The sequence below is a fragment of the Arthrobacter sp. SLBN-122 genome, assembly GCF_006715165.1.
In the GTDB taxonomy this organism is placed as follows: domain Bacteria; phylum Actinomycetota; class Actinomycetes; order Actinomycetales; family Micrococcaceae; genus Arthrobacter.
In genome coordinates this window covers 381,414-402,356 of record NZ_VFMS01000001.1, presented here as the reverse complement: position 1 = coordinate 402,356, position 20,943 = coordinate 381,414, and the positions used below count along the sequence as shown (strand labels likewise).

16 protein-coding genes are annotated in these 20,943 nt (G+C 67.1%); 11 read left to right on the top strand and 5 right to left on the bottom strand.

Translation table 11 applies throughout. The annotated features are described in order from the left end of the window. Positions 1 to 47: 47 nt before the first annotated feature. The 7 genes from hemQ to hemL are packed head-to-tail and all read left to right on the top strand — an operon-like array spanning position 48 to position 7,377. Positions 48 to 749: a hydrogen peroxide-dependent heme synthase gene (gene hemQ / locus FBY36_RS01760; protein ID WP_142117056.1), complete on the top strand. Its 702-nt coding sequence runs from the start codon at positions 48 to 50 to the stop codon at positions 747 to 749. Next, positions 746 to 1,996 carry a ferrochelatase gene (locus tag FBY36_RS01755; protein ID WP_142117055.1) on the top strand — a complete coding sequence of 417 codons (1,251 nt, stop codon included), beginning with the start codon at positions 746 to 748 and terminating at the stop codon, positions 1,994 to 1,996. The genes hemQ and FBY36_RS01755 overlap by 4 nt, the downstream gene beginning before the upstream one ends. Beyond that, a complete protein-coding gene (gene hemC / locus FBY36_RS01750; RefSeq protein ID WP_142117054.1) occupies positions 1,993 to 2,991 on the top strand; it encodes a hydroxymethylbilane synthase in 999 nt (332 codons plus the stop codon). Before FBY36_RS01755 ends, hemC begins: the two co-directional genes overlap by 4 nt. A gap of 7 nt (positions 2,992 to 2,998) precedes the next feature. After that, positions 2,999 to 3,880, top strand: coding sequence for a uroporphyrinogen-III synthase (locus tag FBY36_RS01745; RefSeq protein WP_142122437.1), 882 nt, complete (start codon positions 2,999 to 3,001; stop codon positions 3,878 to 3,880). A gap of 59 nt (positions 3,881 to 3,939) precedes the next feature. Continuing rightward, a complete protein-coding gene (gene hemB, locus FBY36_RS01740; protein ID WP_142117053.1) occupies positions 3,940 to 4,923 on the top strand; it encodes a porphobilinogen synthase in 984 nt (327 codons plus the stop codon). Continuing rightward, on the top strand, positions 4,920 to 5,996 hold the full coding sequence (locus tag FBY36_RS01735) for an LLM class flavin-dependent oxidoreductase (RefSeq protein ID WP_142117052.1): 1,077 nt from the start codon (positions 4,920 to 4,922) through the stop codon (positions 5,994 to 5,996). Before hemB ends, FBY36_RS01735 begins: the two co-directional genes overlap by 4 nt. A 49-nt stretch (positions 5,997 to 6,045) precedes the next feature. Further along, entirely contained in the window at positions 6,046 to 7,377 is a 1,332-nt protein-coding gene (gene hemL / locus FBY36_RS01730; protein WP_142117051.1) for a glutamate-1-semialdehyde 2,1-aminomutase, read from the top strand. A gap of 133 nt (positions 7,378 to 7,510) precedes the next feature. Here hemL and FBY36_RS01725 read toward each other — a convergent pair whose 3' ends face one another. The 4 genes from FBY36_RS01725 to FBY36_RS01710 all read right to left on the bottom strand — a co-directional run bounded on the left by FBY36_RS01725 (position 7,511) and on the right by FBY36_RS01710 (position 11,034). Beyond that, positions 7,511 to 8,248 (bottom strand): amino acid ABC transporter ATP-binding protein, encoded by a 738-nt coding sequence (locus FBY36_RS01725; RefSeq protein ID WP_142117050.1) that lies wholly within the window; start codon positions 8,246 to 8,248, stop codon positions 7,511 to 7,513. Beyond that, positions 8,245 to 9,009 carry an amino acid ABC transporter permease gene (locus FBY36_RS01720; RefSeq protein ID WP_056334717.1) on the bottom strand — a complete coding sequence of 255 codons (765 nt, stop codon included), beginning with the start codon at positions 9,007 to 9,009 and terminating at the stop codon, positions 8,245 to 8,247. The genes FBY36_RS01725 and FBY36_RS01720 overlap by 4 nt, the downstream gene beginning before the upstream one ends. 12 nt (positions 9,010 to 9,021) lie before the next feature. Beyond that, complete coding sequence (locus tag FBY36_RS01715; protein WP_056334719.1) at positions 9,022 to 9,975, bottom strand: ABC transporter substrate-binding protein; 954 nt, start codon at positions 9,973 to 9,975, stop codon at positions 9,022 to 9,024. Between the two features lie 348 nt (positions 9,976 to 10,323). Further along, a complete protein-coding gene (locus FBY36_RS01710; protein WP_142117049.1) occupies positions 10,324 to 11,034 on the bottom strand; it encodes a 3'-5' exonuclease in 711 nt (236 codons plus the stop codon). 63 nt (positions 11,035 to 11,097) lie between these two features. Between FBY36_RS01710 and FBY36_RS01705 the strand changes: the two genes are divergently transcribed. The 3 genes from FBY36_RS01705 to FBY36_RS01695 all read left to right on the top strand — a co-directional run bounded on the left by FBY36_RS01705 (position 11,098) and on the right by FBY36_RS01695 (position 18,349). Beyond that, positions 11,098 to 11,514, top strand: coding sequence for an MGMT family protein (locus FBY36_RS01705; protein WP_142117048.1), 417 nt, complete (start codon positions 11,098 to 11,100; stop codon positions 11,512 to 11,514). A 113-nt stretch (positions 11,515 to 11,627) separates the two neighbouring features. After that, positions 11,628 to 14,876: an ATP-dependent helicase gene (locus FBY36_RS01700; protein WP_142122436.1), complete on the top strand. Its 3,249-nt coding sequence runs from the start codon at positions 11,628 to 11,630 to the stop codon at positions 14,874 to 14,876. Then, on the top strand, positions 14,873 to 18,349 hold the full coding sequence (locus FBY36_RS01695) for a UvrD-helicase domain-containing protein (RefSeq protein ID WP_142117047.1): 3,477 nt from the start codon (positions 14,873 to 14,875) through the stop codon (positions 18,347 to 18,349). The genes FBY36_RS01700 and FBY36_RS01695 overlap by 4 nt, the downstream gene beginning before the upstream one ends. 81 nt (positions 18,350 to 18,430) lie before the next feature. On the opposite strand, the gene FBY36_RS01690 is transcribed toward FBY36_RS01695, so the two are convergent. Then, a complete protein-coding gene (locus tag FBY36_RS01690) occupies positions 18,431 to 19,768 on the bottom strand; it encodes a macrolide 2'-phosphotransferase (RefSeq protein ID WP_142117046.1) in 1,338 nt (445 codons plus the stop codon). Between the two features lie 143 nt (positions 19,769 to 19,911). Here FBY36_RS01690 and nudC point away from each other — a divergent pair, with 143 nt between their 5' ends. Then, positions 19,912 to 20,934 carry an NAD(+) diphosphatase gene (gene nudC / locus FBY36_RS01685; RefSeq protein WP_142117045.1) on the top strand — a complete coding sequence of 341 codons (1,023 nt, stop codon included), beginning with the start codon at positions 19,912 to 19,914 and terminating at the stop codon, positions 20,932 to 20,934. Positions 20,935 to 20,943: the final 9 nt, after the last annotated feature.

Below are 20,943 nucleotides of genomic sequence, written 5' to 3'. Positions count from 1 at the left end.
ACTCTTCGGTTTCGCCTTGGGGGCAGCGAAGGGGCAAACTTGTAACCATGAGCCACACTTCTGCCGAATCTGTCACTAAAACCGAAGAATCAGCCGAGCAGTTCTTTACCCTCTGGACGGTATTCAAGCGGTCAGAGCCAGTGGTCCGCAGTGCGAATGCCGCCGCCGACTTCGAAGCCCTGCTGGAGCGGCTCGCCGCAGCCGGCGTCACCCACCGGGGTAGCTACGACGTCTCGGCCATGCGCGCCGATGCCGACGTCATGGTGTGGCTCCACGGCCCCAAGCCGGAGGCGCTGCAGCTGGCCATCCGCGACATCCGCCGCAGCACCCTCTTCGCCGGCACCGAGATCGTCTGGTCCGCCATGGGCGTCCACCGCGAGGCAGAGTTCGCCAAGAACCACACGCCCGCCTACTCGCGGGGCGTCGCTCCGGCCGAGTGGCTCTGTGTCTACCCGTTCGTGCGCTCCTATGAGTGGTACATCCTGCCCGAGGCCGAGCGCGGCAAGATGCTGCGCGATCACGGCCTGCTGGGCAGGGATTTCCCCCAGGTCATCTCCAACACCGTCTCGTCCTTCGCGCTGGGGGACTGGGAATGGATCCTCGGCCTGGAGGCACCCGAACTGGTTGACCTTGTGGACCTCATGCGCCACCTGCGCGCCACGGAGGCGCGCAATCACGTCCGTGAGGAAGTCCCGTTCTATACCGGACGCCGGATCACCGCCGAAGAAGTAGCAGAGGTGCTCGCATGAACCCGCTCGACCCCACACTTGCCACTGCCGTCAACCCGGTCACCGAAGCCGGACGCATGGCGCCCAAGAACTACGACGCCGTCCTGCTCGCCTCTTTCGGCGGCCCGGAGGGCCAGGAGGACGTCATCCCGTTCCTCCGCAACGTCACCCGCGGCCGGGGGATCCCGGATGAGCGGCTTGAGGAAGTCTCGCACCACTACCGCGCCAACGGCGGTATCAGCCCCATCAACCAGCAGAACCGCGAGCTGAAGGCAGCGCTGGAAGCCGAACTGGCTGCCCGCGGCATCGAGCTGCCCGTGCTGTGGGGCAACCGGAACTGGGCGCCGTACATCCCCCAGACCCTGCAGGAAGCGTACGACGCCGGCCACCGCCGGGTGCTGATGCTCACCACGAGTGCCTACTCCTGCTACTCCAGCTGCCGCCAGTACCGCGAGGACATCGGCATGGCATTGACGGAGACCGGCCTGGACGGCCGGCTCGAAGTGGACAAGGTCCGCCAGTACTTCGACCACCCCGGTTTCGTTGAGCCCTTCGTCGAAGGAACTGCCGCCGGACTGGCCGATGTGCGCGCCAAGCTGGCCGACGTCGGAAGCCCGGACGCCCCCATCCACATCCTGTTCGCCACCCACTCCATTCCCACCCGCGACGCCGAGGCTGCAGGCCGGTCCGAGGGTGAGCCGCGTGCGTTTGAGGAAGGGTCCGCCTACGTGGCCCAGCACCTTGCCAACGCCGCAGCCGTCATTGAGCGGGTCAAGGATGAATCCGGCCAGACCGCGCCGCCCTGGTCCCTGGTGTACCAGTCCCGCTCGGGCGCCCCGCACGTGCCGTGGCTGGAGCCGGACATCAACGACGCCATCGAGGAACTGGCCGGGCAGGGTGTCAAGGGCATCGTCATCGTCCCCCTCGGCTTTGTCAGCGACCACATGGAAGTTGTCTGGGACCTGGACACCGAAGCCATGGAAACCTGCGCAAACCTCGGCCTTGCCGCAACCCGTGTCCCCACCCCGGGTACCCACCGGAAGTTCGTTAACGGCCTGGTGGACCTCATCTGCGAGCGGACGGTGGCCAACAACATCAGCGACCGGCCCGCCCTGACGGATCTTGGCCCCTGGTACGACGTCTGCCGCCCGGGCTGCTGCGCCAACTTCCGCGGCGAAAAGCCCACCATTGCAGGGGCCGACACCACGGTTGGTACCGGACACGACCCCTATCCGTCGGGGGATGCGGCCGAAACGGTCCAGCCGTGACCGTACGGATTGGCACCCGCGCCAGCAAGCTGGCGCTCACGCAGACCCAGCAGACCGCTGACCAGCTCGCCGCCGTGGGAGGTTTCCCGGTGGAGCTGGTGCACATCCGCACGGATGGTGATGTCCTCACCGGGTCGCTCTCCCAGATGGGCGGAACGGGCGTCTTCGTCGCGGCCCTGCGAGATGCGCTGCTGCGCAATGAGTGCGATGTCGCCGTCCATTCGCTGAAGGACCTGCCCACCGGGGCGGCGGTAGGACTCAGTCTCGCCGCCACACCGCGGCGGGTGGATGTCCGCGATGTCCTGTGCGCCCGGGACGGACTGAAACTGGCCGACCTGCCGGCCGGAGCCCGCGTTGGCACCGGATCGCCGCGGCGCGCAGCACAGTTGCGTGCCGCCCGCATCGACCTGGACATCGTGGACATCCGCGGCAACGTGGACACCCGCCTGGGCCGCGTCCCCGGCCTGCCCGGCAACTCGACCGACCAGGTGGTGCCCGGAAAGTCATGCGACCTGGACGCCGTGGTGCTTGCAGCCGCCGGCCTGGAGCGCATTGGCCGGCTGGACGCCGTCAGCGAGTACCTCGAAACCGACGTCATGCTGCCCGCGGCCGGACAGGGATCGCTGGCCATCGAGTGCCGTACCGCCGATGCGCCCCCAAAGCCCGGATCGGCCGAAGGCTCCCGCGAGGTCCTGGCCCAGGCCCTTTCCGCGCTGGATGACCCCGACACCCGCCTGGCCGTCACGGCGGAACGTGCCCTGCTGGCACGGCTTGAGGCAGGGTGCGCAGCTCCGGTGGGCGCCTACGCGTACCGGAAAGGCAGCATGCTGCACCTGGAAGCCGTGGTCTGCGCCGTCGATGGCACCGCCACGGTCCGGGATAAGCGGGCCACGGACGGGCTGACAGAAGTCGGCGCCACCCTGCTGGGCATCGAACTGGCCGAAGTACTGCTTGCTGCCGGGGCCGCCGACATCGCAGACCTGCAGGCATCCTGACCTGGTGATGACGCAGCCTTCCCGCAGATCCGGACCGCACACGCCACCCAGCCAACCCCTGCTGGCTGGGGCCCGGGTCCTGGTGACGCGCAGCCCGGAACGGTCCGGTGCCCTGGTGGAAGCCCTGGGAGAAGCCGGTGCTTCGCCGGTGCTGCTGCCGCTCATCGACTTTGAACGGGCCGCTGACCAGCACGCACTCGATGTTGCCTGCGACGCCCTGGCCGCGGGGGCCTTCGACTGGCTGGTGGTCAGCAGCGCAACCACGGTGCACGTCCTGATGGAAAAGGCCGCCGAGCGCGGGCTTGGCCTGGCCCGGTTGGTCCCGTCGACTACGCGGGTTGCCGCGATCGGTCCCGCGACGCAAAGGCTCCTGGAGTCCGGGGGATTGGCGGTGGCCCTTGCCCCGGCCGGCGAACAGTCGGCCGCCGGCCTCCTCGAGGTCTGGCCCGGTGGCGGCAGGATCCTGCTGCCGCAGGCAGACATCGCCGCCGGCACCCTGGCGGAGGGCCTCGCAGCCGCAGGCGGTACAGTCACCGCCGTTACTGCCTACCGCACCGTTGACTATCCGGCGGCAGCGGAGCGCAGGCTGGCCGTGCAGCCGGGAGACGGCGACGCCGGCCCGCAGCCGCCGTCGTACACCCTCCTGACGCCCCAAACCGCCGCCGCGGACATCGCTGCAGGGCGCATGGCGGCCGTGATCGCTGCCTCGCCGAGCGCCGTGCGCAGGATTTCCGCCCTTGGTCCGCTGGCCGGCTGCAAGCTGGTGGCCATTGGCCGTTCGACGGCGGAACAGGCAGCTGCCTTGGGCCTGGAGGTCGCCGCAGTGGCGGCCGAGCCTACACCGGACGGGCTGGTGGCAGCGGTTGCGAAGGCCCTCAACCCGCCCTGACCGGCCAGCACGCCTCCGGCCCCACAGAAGCTTCAAGAACAACGCGAAGGACAGGACCCATGACTTTCCCCAACCAACGCCCCCGCCGCCTGCGCACCACCCCCGCCATGCGCCGGCTCACCGCCGAAACCCGCCTTGCACCGTCGGAACTCATCCTTCCGGCCTTCATCCGGGAGGGCCTGACCAAACCCAACCCCATCACCTCCATGCCGGGCGTAGTCCAGCACACCACGGACACGCTCAAGCGGGCCGCGGCGGAGGCTGTGGAGCTCGGCCTGGGCGGCATCATGCTCTTCGGCATCCCCGAAACCCGCGACGCCGAAGGCTCGGCATCGCTGGACCCGAAGGGCGTGCTGAACAAGGCCATCCGGGACGTCCGTGCCGAAGTGGGCGATGACCTGGTGATCATGAGCGATGTGTGCCTGGACGAATTCACCGACCACGGCCACTGCGGAGTGCTCGACGCCGACGGGTACGTGGATAACGACCGCACCGTGGAGATCTACGCGAGGATGGCCGTGGCGCAGGCGGAGGCCGGCGCGCACATGCTGGGCCCCTCCGGCATGATGGACGGCCAGATCGCCGCCATCCGCTCAGCACTGGATGAGGCCGGCCACACCAACACCTCCGTCATTGCCTACGCCGCCAAGTACGCCTCGGCGTTCTACGGCCCGTTCCGGGAAGCAGTGGACTCACAGCTCAAGGGCGACCGGCGGACCTACCAGATGGACGCCGGCAACCGCACCGAAGCACTTCGCGAGGTTGAACTGGACCTGGCTGAAGGCGCCGACATCATCATGGTCAAGCCGGCCATGAGCTACCTGGACATCGTGGCCGACGTTGCCGCGATGAGCCCCGTTCCAGTGTCCGCGTACCAGATCTCAGGCGAGTACGCGATGATCGAGGCTGCCGCAGCCAACGGCTGGATTGACCGGCGTGCCGCCATCACCGAATCCGTCCTGGGCATCCGGCGGGCCGGCGCCCACATGGTCCTCACGTACTGGGCCGCCGAACTGGCCGGCTGGCTGAAGGAAGCCCGGTGACCGCCGGGCAGGCCGCAGAACCCACAGCGCCCGTGGGGGAGGACCGCATCCTCCTCGGCCTGAACACCTTCGGCGATGTTGGCGAGAACCCGGACGGCAGCCAGCAGCCGCATGCCCAGGTCCTGCGCCAGCTGCTGGAGCAGGCGGAACTTGCCGACGCCGTCGGACTCCATGCCTTTGGCGTAGGGGAGCACCACCGCAAGGACTACGCCGTGTCCGCGCCGGAGGTCTTCCTGGCCGCCGCGGCGGCCCGCACCACCCGCATCAGGCTGGGCTCCGCCGTCACGGTGCTGAGCTCGGACGATCCCATCCGTGTCTTCCAGCGCTTTTCCACCGTGGACGCCATCTCCAACGGCCGGGCCGAGGTGATGCTCGGGCGCGGATCGTTCATTGAGTCGTTCCCGCTGTTCGGGCTGGACCTGGCGGACTATGAGGTCCTGTTCGAAGAGAAGCTCGAGCTGTTCGACAAGGTCCGGGCGCAGAAGCCCGTGCACTGGGAAGGCCGCACCAGGCCTGCCCTGCATGGCCTGACCGTCTACCCGCCCCTGGAGCACCACCTGCTGCCCACCTGGATCGGGGTGGGTGGAACACCTGAATCGGTGCTCCGCTGCGCCCAGTACGGCTATCCCATCATCTTCGCCATCATCGGCGGCCAGCCCCGCGGCTTCCGTCCCCTCGCCGACCTCTACCGGGAAGCGATGGCCAAGTACGGGCACCCCATGCAGCAGATGGCCACGCACTCGCCGGGCCACGTGGCTGACACCGATGAACAGGCCCGCGAGGAGCTGTTCCCGCACTGGCTGAAGCTGCGCAACAAGCTCGGCGCCGAGCGCGGATGGGGACCGGCCGGGCGCGGGGAGTTTGATGCCCTGTGTTCGGCGGAAGGTGCCCTGTACGTGGGATCGCCGGAAACAGTGGCCCAAAAGATCGTCCGGCTGAAGCGGAACCTGGGTGTCGACCGCTTCGACCTCAAATACAGCAACGGGCCGCTGCCGCACGCCGCCATGATGCGCTCGATCGAACTGATGGGCACGCAGGTGGCGCCCCGCGTGGCAGAGCTGCTCGCCGGCTGACTGTACTTCCCGCTGACTGAGCTCCCGGCAAACTGAGAGAATAGAAACCATGACTTCCAGCAATCCTCGCAATGAGGCACTCTTCGACCGCGCCCGCCAGCTCATGCCGGGCGGAGTCAATTCGCCGGTCCGGGCCTTCGGGTCCGTCGGCGGAACGCCGCGCTTCATGGTCTCCGCCAAGGGGCCATACCTGACCGATGCCGACGGCAAGGAATACGTGGACCTGGTCTGCTCGTGGGGTCCGGCCCTGCTGGGGCACGCCCACCCGGCCGTGCTCGATGCCGTCCATGCCGCCGTCGACCGCGGACTCTCCTTCGGCGCGTCCACCCCCGACGAAGCGAACCTGGCCGAAATCGTGAAGGAGCGCGTCCCCGCCGTCGAACGGCTCCGGATGGTATCCACCGGCACCGAAGCCACCATGACCGCCGTCCGCCTGGCGCGCGGGTTCACCGGCCGCAACCTCATCATCAAGTTCGCCGGCTGCTACCACGGCCACCTCGACGGACTCCTGGCGGCCGCAGGATCCGGCGTGGCAACCCTCGCCCTGCCCGGTTCCGCCGGTGTCACGGAAGCCACCGCTGCCGAAACCCTGGTGCTTCCCTACAATGACCTCCAGGCCGTCAAGGAAGCATTTGCCACGCACGGGCCCAACATCGCGGCCGTCATCACCGAGGCCGCGCCGGCCAACATGGGCGTGGTCACCCCCGCCGAAGGGTTCAACGCAGGGCTGTCGCGGATCACCCGCGAGCACGGCGCGCTGCTCATCGTTGATGAGGTGCTTACCGGTTTCCGCACCGGCTACTCCGGCTACTGGGGCCTCACCGGCGGTGCGCCGGACGCCCAGGATCCATGGACCCCTGACCTGCTCACCTTCGGCAAGGTCATCGGCGGCGGAATGCCGACGGCGGCACTGGGCGGACGTGCCGACGTCATGGACTACCTCGCCCCCACCGGCCCGGTCTACCAGGCCGGAACGCTGTCCGGGAACCCGGTGGCCATGGCGGCAGGCGTTGCCACCCTGACCCACGCCACCCGCGATGTCTACTCCTTCATCGACGTCCGGTCCCTGGAACTGTCCTCGGCGCTGTCCACTGCCCTGGATGCCGCAGGGGTGGACCACTCCATCCAGTTCGCCGGCAACCTGTTCTCGGTGGCGTTCGGCACCTCGGCCCACGGCGTCCACAACTACGCCGACGCCCAGGCGCAGGAGGCGTTCCGCTACGCACCGTTCTTCCACTCCATGCTGGAGTCCGGCGTGTACCTGCCGCCGTCGGTCTTCGAGGCCTGGTTCCTCTCCGCCGCGCACGATGACGACGCCATGAACCGGATCTACGACGCCCTTCCGGCGGCAGCCAAGGCCGCTGCCGCTGCCCAAGGGTAGGCACTGAGGCGGGTCACGCCGTCGGGCACCTGCCCCCGTCACGAAAAATCCCCGCCTTCCGGACAGATCCCCCCTGCATGCAAGGGGGAAAAGTCCGGGAGGCGGGGATTTTCTGTCTGTGCCTGCTGTGGGCCTACAGGACGTCCGAGAGGAAGCCTTGGAGCCGCTCAGTCTTCGGCTCGGTGAAGATCTGTTCCGGGGGGCCGGATTCAACCACCACGCCGGCGTCCATGAAGGTCACGGTGTCCGACACATTGCGCGAGAAGCCCATCTCGTGGGTTACCACCACCATGGTCATACCGCCCTTCGCCAGGTCCGCCATCAGGGACAGGACACCCTTCACCAGTTCGGGATCCAGGGCGGACGTGGCCTCATCGAAGAACATGACCTCCGGCTTCATGGCCAGTGCACGGGCAATGGCCACGCGCTGCTGCTGGCCGCCGGACAGGTTTGCCGGACGGGAGTCCGCCTTGTGCTTCAGCCCTACCAGATCCAGCTGTTCCAGGGCCTGGCTGCGCGCCTCCTCCTTGGAGAGCTTTCGCAGCTTCCGCAGGGCGAGCGAGATGTTCTCCTCCACCGTCTTGTGCGGGAACAGGTTGAACTGCTGGAACACCATGCCGATCCGGCGCCGGAGTTCGTCCGGGTTGTCCTTCAGGACCGAACGGCCATCCAGGAGGATGTCCCCCTGGTCCGGTTCGATCAGCCGGTTCATCACGCGCAGCAGCGTGGACTTGCCTGAGCCGGAAGGGCCGATCACGGAGGCCGTGGTGCCCTGCGGGACGTGCAGGTCGATGCCCCGCAGCACGTGGTTGCTGCCGAAGGAAAGGTGGATGTTCTTTGCGCTCAGTGTTCCCGATGCGAATTCGCTCATGCCTGGGCTCCCTTTCCAACGACTGCTGCAGCCTCGTCGGGTTCCTTCTTTTCCGGCCGTCCGGTCCGGAGTCGCGCATCGATCCAGTTCACGAAGTGGGTCAGCGGGATGGTGAGCGCAAGGTAGAAGACGGCTGCCGCCACGTAGGGCGACAGGTTGCCGGTAGTGGCCGCCGCATCCTTGCCGATCTGGAAGATCTCACGCTCACTTGCCAGCAGGCCAAGAAGGAACACCAGGGACGACTCCTTGATCAGCGCAATGAACTGGTTGACCAGGGCCGGAAGCACCCGGCGGATACCCTGGGGCACCACTACGAGGCGCATGGAGGCGCCGTAGCCGAACCCCAGGGCACGGGAAGCCTCGAGTTGTCCCTTGTCCACGCTCTGGATGCCGGAGCGGAAGATCTCGCCGATGTAGGCGCCGGACATCAGCGAGAGCGCCGCCACCGCCATCGGGTAGGGGCTCGTGGACCCGGTGAATTCACGAACGATCGGCCCGAACCCGAATCCGATGACCAGGATGGTCAGGACCGGGGGAAGACCGCGAAGGATGTCGGTGTAAACCCGTGCGATCCAGCGCGCTGCTGCGTTCCGGGAGATCCCCATCAGGGCGAGCAGCATCCCGAGGGCTGTCCCGATGATGCCGGAAATGATGGCCAGCACGAGGGTGTTCGGCAAACCGACGGCGAACATCTTGGGGATGACTTCGCCCATTGCCTTCCAGTCAAGGAAGGTGTCAGCGAGTTGCTTGAGGATATCCATGGAACGCCCTGGTTACTTGGCGGCCGGGATCTGGACTGCCTTGCTGCCCGGCTTCCAGCCCTGGGGGGTCTGTTCAGCGGCGGTGGGGCGGTCCTTGTACCACTCGGACGTCAGCTTGGCCCAGGTACCGTCCGCGATGACCGCGTCCAGGCCGGAGTTCAGCGCGTCGATCAGGGGCTGGTTGTCCTTGTTCACTGCGTAGGCGGTGAAGTTTTGGGTGTTCACAACCTTCTCGGCGATCTTGGTGTTGTCGCCTTCCTTGACCTGGCCGGTAGCCTGCTGGGACGGTGCCACCCAAGCGTCAATCTGGCCGTTCTTCACGTTGCCGTAAACGGTGTTGTAGTCCGGGAAGCGGACGGGCTCCAGCTTGAGGGTGTTGGTGACGTAGTCATCCTGCACGGTGCCCTGGACGACGCCGATCCGGACGCCTTCCTTGAGGTCGGCGAAGCCGTTGACCTTGGAGCCGTTCTTGGTCACCACTGCCATGTAGCCGAAGTCGTAGCCGTTGGTGAAGCCCACGGTCTTGCGGCGTGCGTCGGTAGTGGAGATCGAGGAGGATCCGACGTCGAACTGCTTGTTGGCAACCTGGGAAAGCAGGGCCGAGAAGTCGGTGGAGGCAAACTCAACCTTGAGGCCGAGCTTGTCGCCGATGGCGCGCAGCAGTTCGTTGTCGTAGCCGGTGAACTTGCCCGAAGGGTCGATGAAGATGTTGGGCGGGGCGTCCGAGAGGGTTCCCACGCGCAGGGTGCCCTCGGTGATGAGGCCAAGCTTGGTCTTGTCGATCTTGTCCACGGGGGTGACGTCAGCCGTGGTGTATTTGTCCAGCGTCTGCTGGTCGCTGCCGGCGAGGGCATCGGTGGGGGTGCCGCTGGGCTGGGAAGACCCGCCACCGCAGGCTGCGAGCGAAACCGCGAGGGCAAGTGCAACGGGAGCGGTAGTGAGCCACTTCATCGCTTTGATTTTCATCAGGTTGTCACTTTCATATGAGTCATAAGTCGACCGGGCCGCAAGGCAGCGCTGTGGCGCCTGGCACCTGCCCGGTGCTGATCGAGCCGTCCGGGGCAGGGGTGACCGCAAAACTTTATTGTCTCATTAGGGCGGACAGCAGGAACTCTCCGAAGAAGAGGGAGCTCTGTTGCGTCAGAGCCAAATAAAATTCTGGTGTCCGGCGATGCTTCCGTTCGCCTTGCGCGTTCTTTCCCTCTTCTGGTGAATGATCAGGCTGCGTGTTCCCCTAGGAATGTTAAGCAGGGTGACTGTGACATGCCTCGCAATCCGGAGCAGCGCGGGTGTTTGAGGAGTAGTGGGATGTGCCTAGAAGCCGCCTGCCGAGGCATCCTGGGGCGGCAGCACCGGCCAGTCTCCCTCGATCACGGCGGCCGGTTTTGTCTTCCGGAGGTACCCCTGGAAGTCCGCGGCCTGGCTGACCGCCCAATCCACCTGCAGTTGGTGCAGCTGGCTGGCCGGCATCACCAGCTTAGGGAACTTTCCCGCCATTGCGTCCAGGACCCGAAGGGTGGCCAGGGCGTCCGCCGCCGAGGTGTGGGCGTTGTCAAGGATCACGCCGTATTCCTCACACAACGCGGTGAGGGTGCGCTTGCCCTTGCGGTACCGGTCAACCTGCTTGTTCATGATGTAGGGGTCCAGAACGGGGAACCGGGTGAGCTGGGGAATCCCGTAACGGGCGGACTCGGCGGCGAGGACCGTGAAATCGTAGCTTGCGTTGAAGGCGATTACCGGGGTGGCGGAATCGAAGAGCTCCTGGAGTACCGCAGCCACTTCGCGGGTGACCTCGTGGGCCGGCCGCCCGTCCCGCCTGGCCTGTTCCGTGGTGATGCCGTGGATATCACTTGCCTCGGTGGGGATTTCCACGCCGGGATCAGCCAGCCATTCGTGCTCCTTGATGACCTCGCCGTGCTGGTCCACCACGGTGATGGATGCCGTAACGATCCTTGCCGCCCGCGAATTGCGGCCGGTGGTCTCCAGGTCGAAGGCTGCACGGGGGAGGGTGTTCCAGGAACTCATGCTTCAACGCTAAAGGGACCCACCGACAATTCCGTGGAACGCCACTGCGGCTAGATTGGATCAATGCGGAATGAGTACGTCCAAGCGGTCCTGGCCGTCGTCAGACTGGTGCCGCCGGGGTCCGCAGTTTCCTACGGCGACGTTGCCGAGCTCCTGGGGTCGGGCGGCCCGCGCCAGATCGGTTACGTCATGAGCCACCACGGGGGAGGCGTTCCCTGGTGGCGGATCCTGAAGGCCAGCGGCCATGCGCCTGAGGGCCACGAAGCCGAGGCCCTGCTCCTCTACCTTGAAGAGGGCACGCCGCTCCTTGGCGCTTTCAGTGCGTACCTCCGGACCGGGGAGGGACGGTGGCGGGTGGACCTGAATACGGCCCGCTGGGCACCAACGGACAGTGATTTTGACAGTATCGACACAATTGCCGAGCAGCTGGAGCGCAGCCTCCATAGATTGTCGGTGGCTGATGATGGAATGATTTTGTGACCGTAACAATTCCTTTGACCGGCCCCTGGGACCCGCACCGGCAAGAACCGGGGACAGGTGAAACAGGCCGGGCATATGTCCCCTCCCCGGGAGGCCCGGACAACAGCAGTGAGCTGCAGGCTGCCCCTGCCCTTCGCCTGCTCCCGCCGAGGCGGGTGCATGCTGAAGCACTTCGGCTCACACCGGACCAGCAGGCAGCCGTTGACGTGACCCAGGGCTCGGGGCCCGTGCTGGTCCCGGGCGCGCCTGGCACGGGAAAGACCACCGTGCTGGTTGAGGCCGCTGTCCAGCGGGTCTTCCGTGACGGCGTCGACCCCGAGCGCATGCTGATCCTCGCGCCCACCCGCCTGGCCGCCGATTTCCTCCGTGACCGTTTCACCGCCCGGCTGGACAGGAGCCTCAGTACCACCCCCGCCAGGACGTGGGCCTCCTACGCCTTCGACCTGATCCGCCGTGCCAAGGCCGAGGGTGTCATCCCGCTGTCCAGGCCGCCGCGCCTGTTGTCCGGCCCGGAGCAGGACCTAATCATCAGGGAGCTCCTCGAAGGCCACAGGATTCCCGGCCTGGAACTGCCCTGGCCCGCCGATCTTGACGGGGCACTGGAAACCCGCGGCTTCCGCCAGGAAGTGCGGCAGCTTTTTGACCGCATCATCGAGTCGGGCCGCACGGCCGAAGACCTGGTTCAGCTGGCGTATGACTGCAACCGGCCGGACTGGCATGCGGCAGCAGCCCTGTATGCCGAATACCGGGACGTCCTTGACCTGCGGATGCCTGAAGCCTTCGATCCTGCCGGGATCATCACGGCCGCCCGGCAGATCTTCCAGGATGCACCCGACTTCCTCGCCGCCGAACGCGCCCGGCTGCAGGTTGTCCTGGTGGACGATATCCAGGAAGCAAACCCCGCCATCTTCGAGTTGCTGGCAGACATCGCCGCCGGCAAGGACTGCTACGTGACCTCGTCCCCGGACACGGTGGTGCAGGGATTCCGCGGAGCCCGCCCGGACCTGGTGGCTGAGCTGCCCCGGCTGCTGTCAACCCAAGCGCCTGTCCTGGAGCGCCCGCTGTGGCATGCCCATGGCCTGGCGCCTGCCGTGGCGGAGGCGTGGTTGAACGTCGCGGGCCGTATTTCCCTGCGTGCGGGCGGGCAGCTGGCACGGCGGCTTGAACCGCTGCACCATGGACAGCCTGAAAGCCCTGGGCACGCCGGACCCGCCGGTCATGGGAACGTCGAGGCCCATCTGGTTCCCACTCCGGTGCATGAGCTGCGGTATGTTGCCCAGCGGATCCTGGACCAGCACATCAACCACGGCCGCGAGCTTGCGGACATTGCAGTCATCGTCCGGAACGGCGGCCAGGTCAGCGAGCTGCAGCGCTATCTGTCCGGGCAGGGCATTCCTGTGCGGGTGCCGGTGGCCGAATCCGCGGTCCGGGACGAGGTCGCCGTCAGGCCCCTGCTGGATGCCTTCGCCATCGCCTTGGATCCGCAGCTGTTGACGCCCGAAGCTGCTGTGTCACTTCTTACGTCGCGCATCGGCGGTGCCACCTCGATTGAACTGCGCAGGCTCCGGCAATCACTGCGGCGCGAAGAACTTTTGGGTGGAGGAGGCCGCGCCAGTGACGCCCTGCTGGTCGAGGCACTGCTTGAGCCCGGTGCGCTGGGTGCGCTGGGCATCGAGGGCCGGGCCGCCCGGCGCACGGCCCGGATGATCCAGGCTGGGCGGGAAGCTGCCCACCTGCCCGGCGCCAATGCCGAATCGGTGCTGTGGGCGCTGTGGAACTCCACGGGGCTTTCGTCGGCCTGGACAGCCACCGCTTTGTCGGGCGGGCCCCATGGTGCCCGGGCTGACCGCGACCTGGATGCGATGATGGCGCTTTTCCATACGGCGGAACGTTACGTGGACCAGATGCCCGGTGCCGGCCCCGAACAGTTCCTGGAATACCTGCTGAACCAGGAGCTTCCAATGGACACCCTGGCCGCCCGGGCGCAGGTGGATGACGCGGTGGAACTGATGACGCCCGCAAGCGCGGCCGGCCGGGAATGGCCGGTCGTGATCGTTGCGGGGCTGCAGGAGGGAGTGTGGCCCAACACCAGGCTCCGGGGTGAACTGCTGGGCAGCACGCTGTATGCGGACGCCGTGGAACATGGCCCCGAATACGCCCTCCAGCGCGACCCCTTGAGCCGGCTTCGGGACATCCGGTACGACGAACTCCGCAGTTTCTCCACGGCGGTATCCAGGGCACGGGAACTGCTCGTTTGCACCGCAGTCTCGTCGGAGGACCACCAGCCGTCATCCTTCCTGGATTTCGTTGCGCCCCTGGGCCCAGGGGAGGAGGGCCGGGCGTTTACGCAGGTGGAACGGCCCATGACCCTGCGCGCGCTGGTCGCCGAACTCAGGCAACATGCCCAGCTGGAAGGGACAACGCAGGCAGAGGAGGCCGCCAGGGTGCTGGCGCATCTCGCAGCGCAGGAGCCTGCCGTCTCCGGCGCAAACCCGGACAGTTGGTGGGGACTTGCCCCGCTGTCCTCCGCCGAGGCCGTGGTCCCACCGGGCGGAACGGTGTCCGTATCCCCCTCAAAGGTGGAGACTGTCCAAAAGTCGCCGTTGGACTGGTTCGTCCAGGCGGCCGGCGGGGAACCAGCCACCGACTTCGCCCGAAGCCTCGGCACGCTGGTGCACGCGATTGCCCAGGACATGCCCGACGCCTCCGGATCGGAGTATGTTGCTGAACTGGTGCGGCGCTGGCCTGCCCTGGGCATGAAGGACAACTGGGAGGGAAGGCTGGACTTCCAGCGTGCCGAGGTTATGGTGCGGAAGCTGGCGCAGTACGTGCTCCTGATGAGAAGTGAAGGCCGCAGCCTGCTGGGTGTGGAGCAGGATTTTGAAGTGGCCCTTGGCCAGGTGGCCGTGGACGAAGCTCCGCCGCGGGAAGCAGTCCTCCGCGGCCAGGTGGACCGGCTGGAGATCGACGGCGACGGCCGGCTGGTGGTGGTGGACCTCAAGACCGGCAAGCGGCAGCCGGGCAAGGATGAGCTCTCCCGCCACCCGCAGCTTGGCGCATACCAGGCGGCAGTGCTCGCCGGCGGTTTTGACGCGGGCGTGGACGGGGACGGCGGCGGATCCGGTGGAGCCGTGCTGGCGCAGCTCGGGACGGGGGCCGTTAATCCAGCCGTTCAGCAGCAGGAGCCGCTCGACCCACAGCAGAACTGGGCATTGGACATGGTGAAGGAGGCAGCCGCCGTGATGGCAGGCAAGGAATTCGTGGCACGGCATGACCCTGCCAAGGGCAGCCATGGCGGCCACGGTTGCCGGCTCCCCGAGGTGTGCCCCTTGTGTGCGCGCGGAAGGCAGGTAACAGAATGAGCGGGGCATTGACTGCCACGGAAGCCGCCCCGGCGGTGCGCTTCAGCCCGGAAGAACTGTCCGTGCTGCTCGGTGAAAGAAATACACCCACTCCTGAGCAGTCAGCCATCATCTCCTCCCCGCTGGCACCGCGGCTCGTCATCGCTGGAGCCGGATCGGGAAAGACCGCCACCATGGCTGACCGGGTGGTCTGGCTCGTCGCCAACGGGTGGGTCACCCCGGAGGAGATCCTGGGCGTGACCTTCACCCGGAAGGCCGCCGGCGAACTTGCCAGCCGGATCCGGTCAAAGCTCCTGGCACTGCAGCGTCTTGCCGCCCAGGACACCGGCAAGGGGGTCTTCCCGGAGGGCCTGCGCAACAGCGACACCCTGGAGCCGAAAGTCTCCACCTACCATTCGTTCGCCAGCGGCATCGTCTCCGATTACGGACTGCGGCTCGGGGTGGAGCGGGATGTGGTGCTGCTCGGCGGCGCGCAGGCGTGGCAGCTGGCCAGCGAGGTGGTTGAGGCCTACGACGGTGAATACGCGCACTTCCGGGCCGCCAAGTCCACACTGGTGAAAGCCGTCATCCAGCTGGCCGGGGAATGCGCGGAGCACCTGCAGGAACCCGAGGACGTCGAAGCCTGGCTTATGGCGCGCCTCTCGGAGTATGAGTCGCTGCCCTACGTGGCCGGCAAGAAGAGGAACCCGTCCAAGGCGGCCCTGGACCTCGGCGGAATGCTCCGGACCAGGGCAAGCGTCGCTGACATGGTGGGCCGCTATGCCGCAGCCAAACGCGCCCGCGGCGCACTCGATTTCGGCGACCTGGTGGCGCTTGCTGCCAAGGTTGCCCGGGAAGTTCCCCTGGCAGCGCAGATGGAACGCCAGCGGTACAAAGTGGTTCTGCTTGACGAGTTCCAGGACACCTCGTACGCGCAGCTGGTGCTTTTCTCCCGTCTCTTCGGTGGCGGCCATGCCGTGACAGCTGTGGGAGATCCCAATCAGTCAATTTACGGTTTCCGTGGCGCTTCGGCGGGACAGTTATTCCACTTCGTCCGGGAATTTCCCGTCCGGACCGGTGAGTTGGACGAAGGAGCGGACTGGGCGCCCGCCCCTACCTCCTACCTCACAACAGCATGGCGGAATGGCCGGTCAATCCTGGCCGCAGCCAACGTCATGTCCCAGTCCCTGGGCCGGGCAGCCGCCCACACCGGCCCTGCCGGCGACAGGGCCGCTGCTGCTGAAGTCCCTCCCTTGCAACCGAGCCCCCATGCCGTGGACGGGACGGTGGTGCTGGGCCGTTTCGCCAGCGATGTCGAGGAAGCTGCAGCCCTGGCTGAGGACGTGCTGAGATACCGGGTGACCGACTTTGAGCTGAAATCCGACGGGACCGCGGAGCCACCGGCTCTCGCTGTGCTGTGCCGCAGGCGCGCCCAGATGGAGACAGTCCGGCGGCAGTTCGAGGCCAGAGGGATCCCTTACGAAATCGTGGGTCTTGGGGGCCTCCTTGACACCCCGGAGATCGTTGACCTGGTGGCCACCCTTCGCGTCCTTGCCGACCCCGGACGCTCCGACGCCCTCATGCGGCTGCTCGCCGGCGCCCGGTGGCGCATAGGCCCCGCCGACCTCATGGCCTTGCGTGACTGGTCGAGCCAGCTGGCACGGAGCCGGGGGAGGGCGCCACTCGGATCCGACACCGACAACCATGACAGCGACAGTGATGAAGCAGATGCCCCCGTCCTGGAAGGGGACCTGACTGACGGCGCCAGCCTGGTGGAGGCCCTGGACTTCCTGCCGCGTGATGAATGGACCTCGGCGAACGGACGCACCCTGAGCCCGGGGGCCCGCAGCAGGCTGGCCAGGTTGTCCACCGAGCTGCGGCAACTGCGCGGCTATCTCGGCGATGACCTCACCACCCTCCTGGGCGAGGTGGAGAGGGCCATGCTGCTGGACATCGAAGTGGCAGCCCGCCCGGGAATCAGCATTCACCAGGCCCGCCGCAACCTCGATGCCTTCCAGGACGCCGCCGCCGGATTCCTCCGCACCTCCCAGCGAGTGGACATCCTCGCTTTCCTGGCCTGGCTGGAGGCAGCATCGGCGGAAGAAAACGGATTGGAGGCGCCCGCCAGCGATGTGAACCGGGAAGCCGTGCAGCTGTTGACCGTCCATGCTTCCAAGGGCCTGGAATGGGATGTTGTGTTCGTTCCTGGAATGAATGCGGGAGCCTTCCCCAGCGACAGGGACTCCCGCTGGAGCAGCGGTTCTGCCGCACTGCCCTGGCCCCTGCGCGGTGACCGGGCCGATCTGCCGCAATGGGATCTAGACCAGCCGGACCAGAAAGGCTGGCTGGATGCCGAGAAGGACTACAAGGGCGCCGTCCAGGCCCATGGGGAGTCGGAGGAGAGACGGCTGGCCTATGTCGCCTATACCAGGGCCAAGCATGTCCTGTGGGTATCCAGCGCAGCCTGGGTGGGTTCGCGGGCCGGCAGGGCGGAGATGTCGCCCTTCCTTGCGGAGCTGGAAGCGTTGACCCGGACCGACTCCGCCCGGCGTCCGGATGCCGTGGTCCACCCACTGTCCCTGGAGGAAGGCGCGCTGCCGCAGCAGAGTCCATTGACCCTGGAAACAGAAGAAGCAATGTGGCCCTACGACCCCCTTGAGGGACCCCTGGATCCACGGACCGGTGAGCGGCTCCGCCTGGCCCGGGGGCGCAGGACGGCCATGGAAGCGGCGGCTCAGCGGGTGCGCGGGATCCTGGCGGCCGGCGGAGGACAGTTAGTGCCGCCGGAGAGGCCCGCGCATCCGCCCAGCCTGACGGGAGCAGCGGCAGGCTGGGCGCGCGAAGCGGCCCTGCTGCTGGAGCGCAGGGCAAGACGGTCCAGTGGACAGGATGTGCACCTGCCCACCCACATCTCTGCCTCCACCCTTGTTGATCTCGGGGACGATCCTGAAGCCGTGCTGGCCCGCCTCCGCCGGCCGGTGCCGCGGGAACCGGGCATGTCGGCCCGGAAGGGTACCGCCTTCCACGCCTGGGTGGAGGAGTATTTTGGGAAGGCCGGAATGCTGGACCTCGGCGAAGCGCCGGGTTCAGACGACCACATCGACGCCGCTTATGACCTTGACGAGATGGTGGCTACCTTCAAGGCCTCCCCCTGGGCTGACAGATCCCCGGCTTTCGTCGAGGTTCCGGTGGAGACCAGGGTGGGGGAGGTTGTGGTGCGCGGCCGGGTTGACGCCGTATTCCGCGACGCCGACGGCCGCTGGGACCTGGTGGACTGGAAGACCGGCCGCCGGCCGTCCGCGGAGCAACTGAAGACCCGTTCAATCCAGCTGGCCGTGTACCGGCTGGCATGGGCCCGCCTCCGGGATGTTCCCCTGGCGGACGTCCGGGCCGCGTTCTTCTATGTTGCTGACAACGCCGTGGTCCGGCCGCACGACCTGGGGACTGCCGACGAACTGGAAGGAATCGTTTCCGCCGCGCTTAGCCGGTCCTGAGCCCGGACGTCCTTGGACTGGGCCGTCCTTGAGCCGGGTCGGCCTCGAATGGCCCGGCCCGAGGGCGATGACTGGCCCGGCTTAGCCCTGCTTCGCGTTGACGATTGAATTCGCGTTGACGATTGAAATGGCGGCGGTGGATGTATCGTCCGGACCCTTGGTTTCGGCACCACGGGGTTCGGCGGGGTCAGCTGCTGCCTCGGGTTGCTCTACCGGGATGGGGGTGATGTGCACGGCCGGCTGGACGGCTACTGCCGGTTGCACAGGCGGGGCCGGTTGGACCGGCGACACTGACGGTTGTGCCGGAGCAGCGGGTTGGGCAGGAACCGGGACCACCGTAACGGCAGGATTGACCGGGACGACCCTAACGGCGGGAGTGACAGCGGGACTGCCGCCTCCGGAGACGGGGGCTGCCCCGGAACCTGTGGCGGAGGCAGGAATCGATGCTCCGGCCTCATCTGGGCTGCCCGTGGCCGGAAGGGGCTCGATGCTGATCGGACGGCCGCCGTACTCGGCAATGTCGCTGGCCAGGCTCTCCAGCATGTCCTCCGCCTCCCTGACCATGTCCTGGTCCCCGGCGGCAAGGCCCTTCACCAGGTACTGGGCCAGCGCGAACTCAGCGGACAGGGCGGCCCGGCGCAGCAGGTGCTGGTCCGGGACGTCCCGGCGGCTGGACGTGTAGGCCTTCAATACGGAGTCGATGAAGTCCTGCTCATTCGAAGCAACCAGCCAGGCAAAGTCGTCGGCTGGGTCTCCGATGCGCAGGTCCGTCCACCCCGTAACCGCGGTCACCCTTCCCGCCTCCACCAGCAGGTTGTCCTCGTGCAGGTCGCCGTGGACCACGCAAGGGTTGAACCTCCACAGCGATACATCCTCCATGGCGTGTTCCCAGCGGCGCAGCAGTGCCGCGGGAATCTTGCCCGTGGTGGCAGCCTGGTCCAGTTCATTCAGCCGCCGCTGGCGGAACTCATTGGGGGTATAGCTGGGCAGGTCGGCGTTGCTGACCAGGGACCGGGGCAGGTCGTGGACGGCGGCCAGGGCGGAGCCAATCTCCCGGGCCAGCCCAGCTGGCCCCGACGTGAGTTCCTCCACGCTGCGGGTGGTGCCAGAGAGGTGTGAGTAAACGAACGTGGTCAACGTTCCCAGCCGGACGCTGCCAGCCACGGTCGGCATCAGGAACGGCAGTTCCGCCCGGACGGCAGGAGCGAAAGCCCGCAGCACAAGGAACTCCGTTTCCAGGCGCGCGCTGGCTTCGGCATGCCGCGGCGACCGGACCCGCCAGCGCTTGCCTTCGGAATCGAGGAGCAGGGCCGAGTCGAAGTCCGCGGGGTCGTCCGGGGCAGAGCTAACGGCCGTCGGGGTCAGCCCAGGGACTGCCGCGGTTGCAATTGCCGCAAGTTCAATCGGTTTTCTTCTCACCGTTCCACGGTAGATTGCCCGTCCTCCCTCACGGCGGTCCAGCCGCGGCGAGTCTTGAGATAGGTGCAAAACGAGGGGGTTCGGGGCAGGCGGTGGGAGCCGCGGAAATGTGAAATGTCGGCAGCAGTCAGTACGGTGGAAGCATGAGCCACGCGGAGTCCGTAACACCCGTCCACCAGGCTGCGCCGGCACGGCTGCCGGCGAACCATTTGGCGGATACCCTGCTCCCGGTAAGGCCCGCCTTGGTGGACCGGGGATCTGTCGCCCGCGCCAGGCCCGGCATGATCGATGACCTGCTTGCCGGGCCGGATGCCCAGGCCGCAGTCCTGTCGGGACGCCAGGGGCTGGTGCAGGGCAGCAACCTGGTCCTGACCGGGGCCAGGGAGCTCCTGTCAGCGCTGGCAGAAGCAGGATCAACACCGGACCTCGTGGTGTACCTTGGATCGGCCCTGCCCGCCGCCGACCTGCCAGCCGGGACCGAACTGCTGCTCTTCGTCCTTCCTGAGCCTCCCGTGCCCGGGACCGCCGGTATCCCGAAGGACGCGCAGTGGGCCGGATTCCGGGAGGTCGCCGCAGGTTTGACTGCCACCTCCACAGCTTTGTTCGTTGAAGCCAGCGCCATCGCCAACTGGCATGCAGCCCATACGCATTGCCCGCGCTGCGGCACGCCAACGGTTGTGGAATCGGGCGGCTGGGTGCGCCGGTGCCCCTCGGACAACTCCGAACACTTTCCGCGCACCGACCCCGCCATCATTGTCACGGTCGTCGGCCCGGACGGCCGGCTGCTGCTGGGCGGGGGAGGGCCGGTGGACGCCCGGAACTACTCCACCCTGGCCGGCTTCGTTGAGCCCGGCGAATCACTCGAAGAGGCCGTGGTGCGCGAGATCCAGGAGGAGGTTGGCGTGCGGGTCACCGCCTGCCAGTACCTCGGCTCCCAGTCATGGCCGTTCCCCGCCTCGCTTATGCTTGGATTTACCGCCGTCACCGAGGACGCCCAGGCAACGCCCGACGGCGTGGAGGTCACCAGGGCCCGCTGGTTCAGCCGAGAGGAACTCCAGGAAGCGGTGCTCAGCGGTGAGATCACCATCTCCAGCAGGCTCTCCATTGCCCGCTCGCTCATTGAGCACTGGTACGGCGGCCGGATCCAGGACCTGACCGGCGCCTAAGTTATTCCA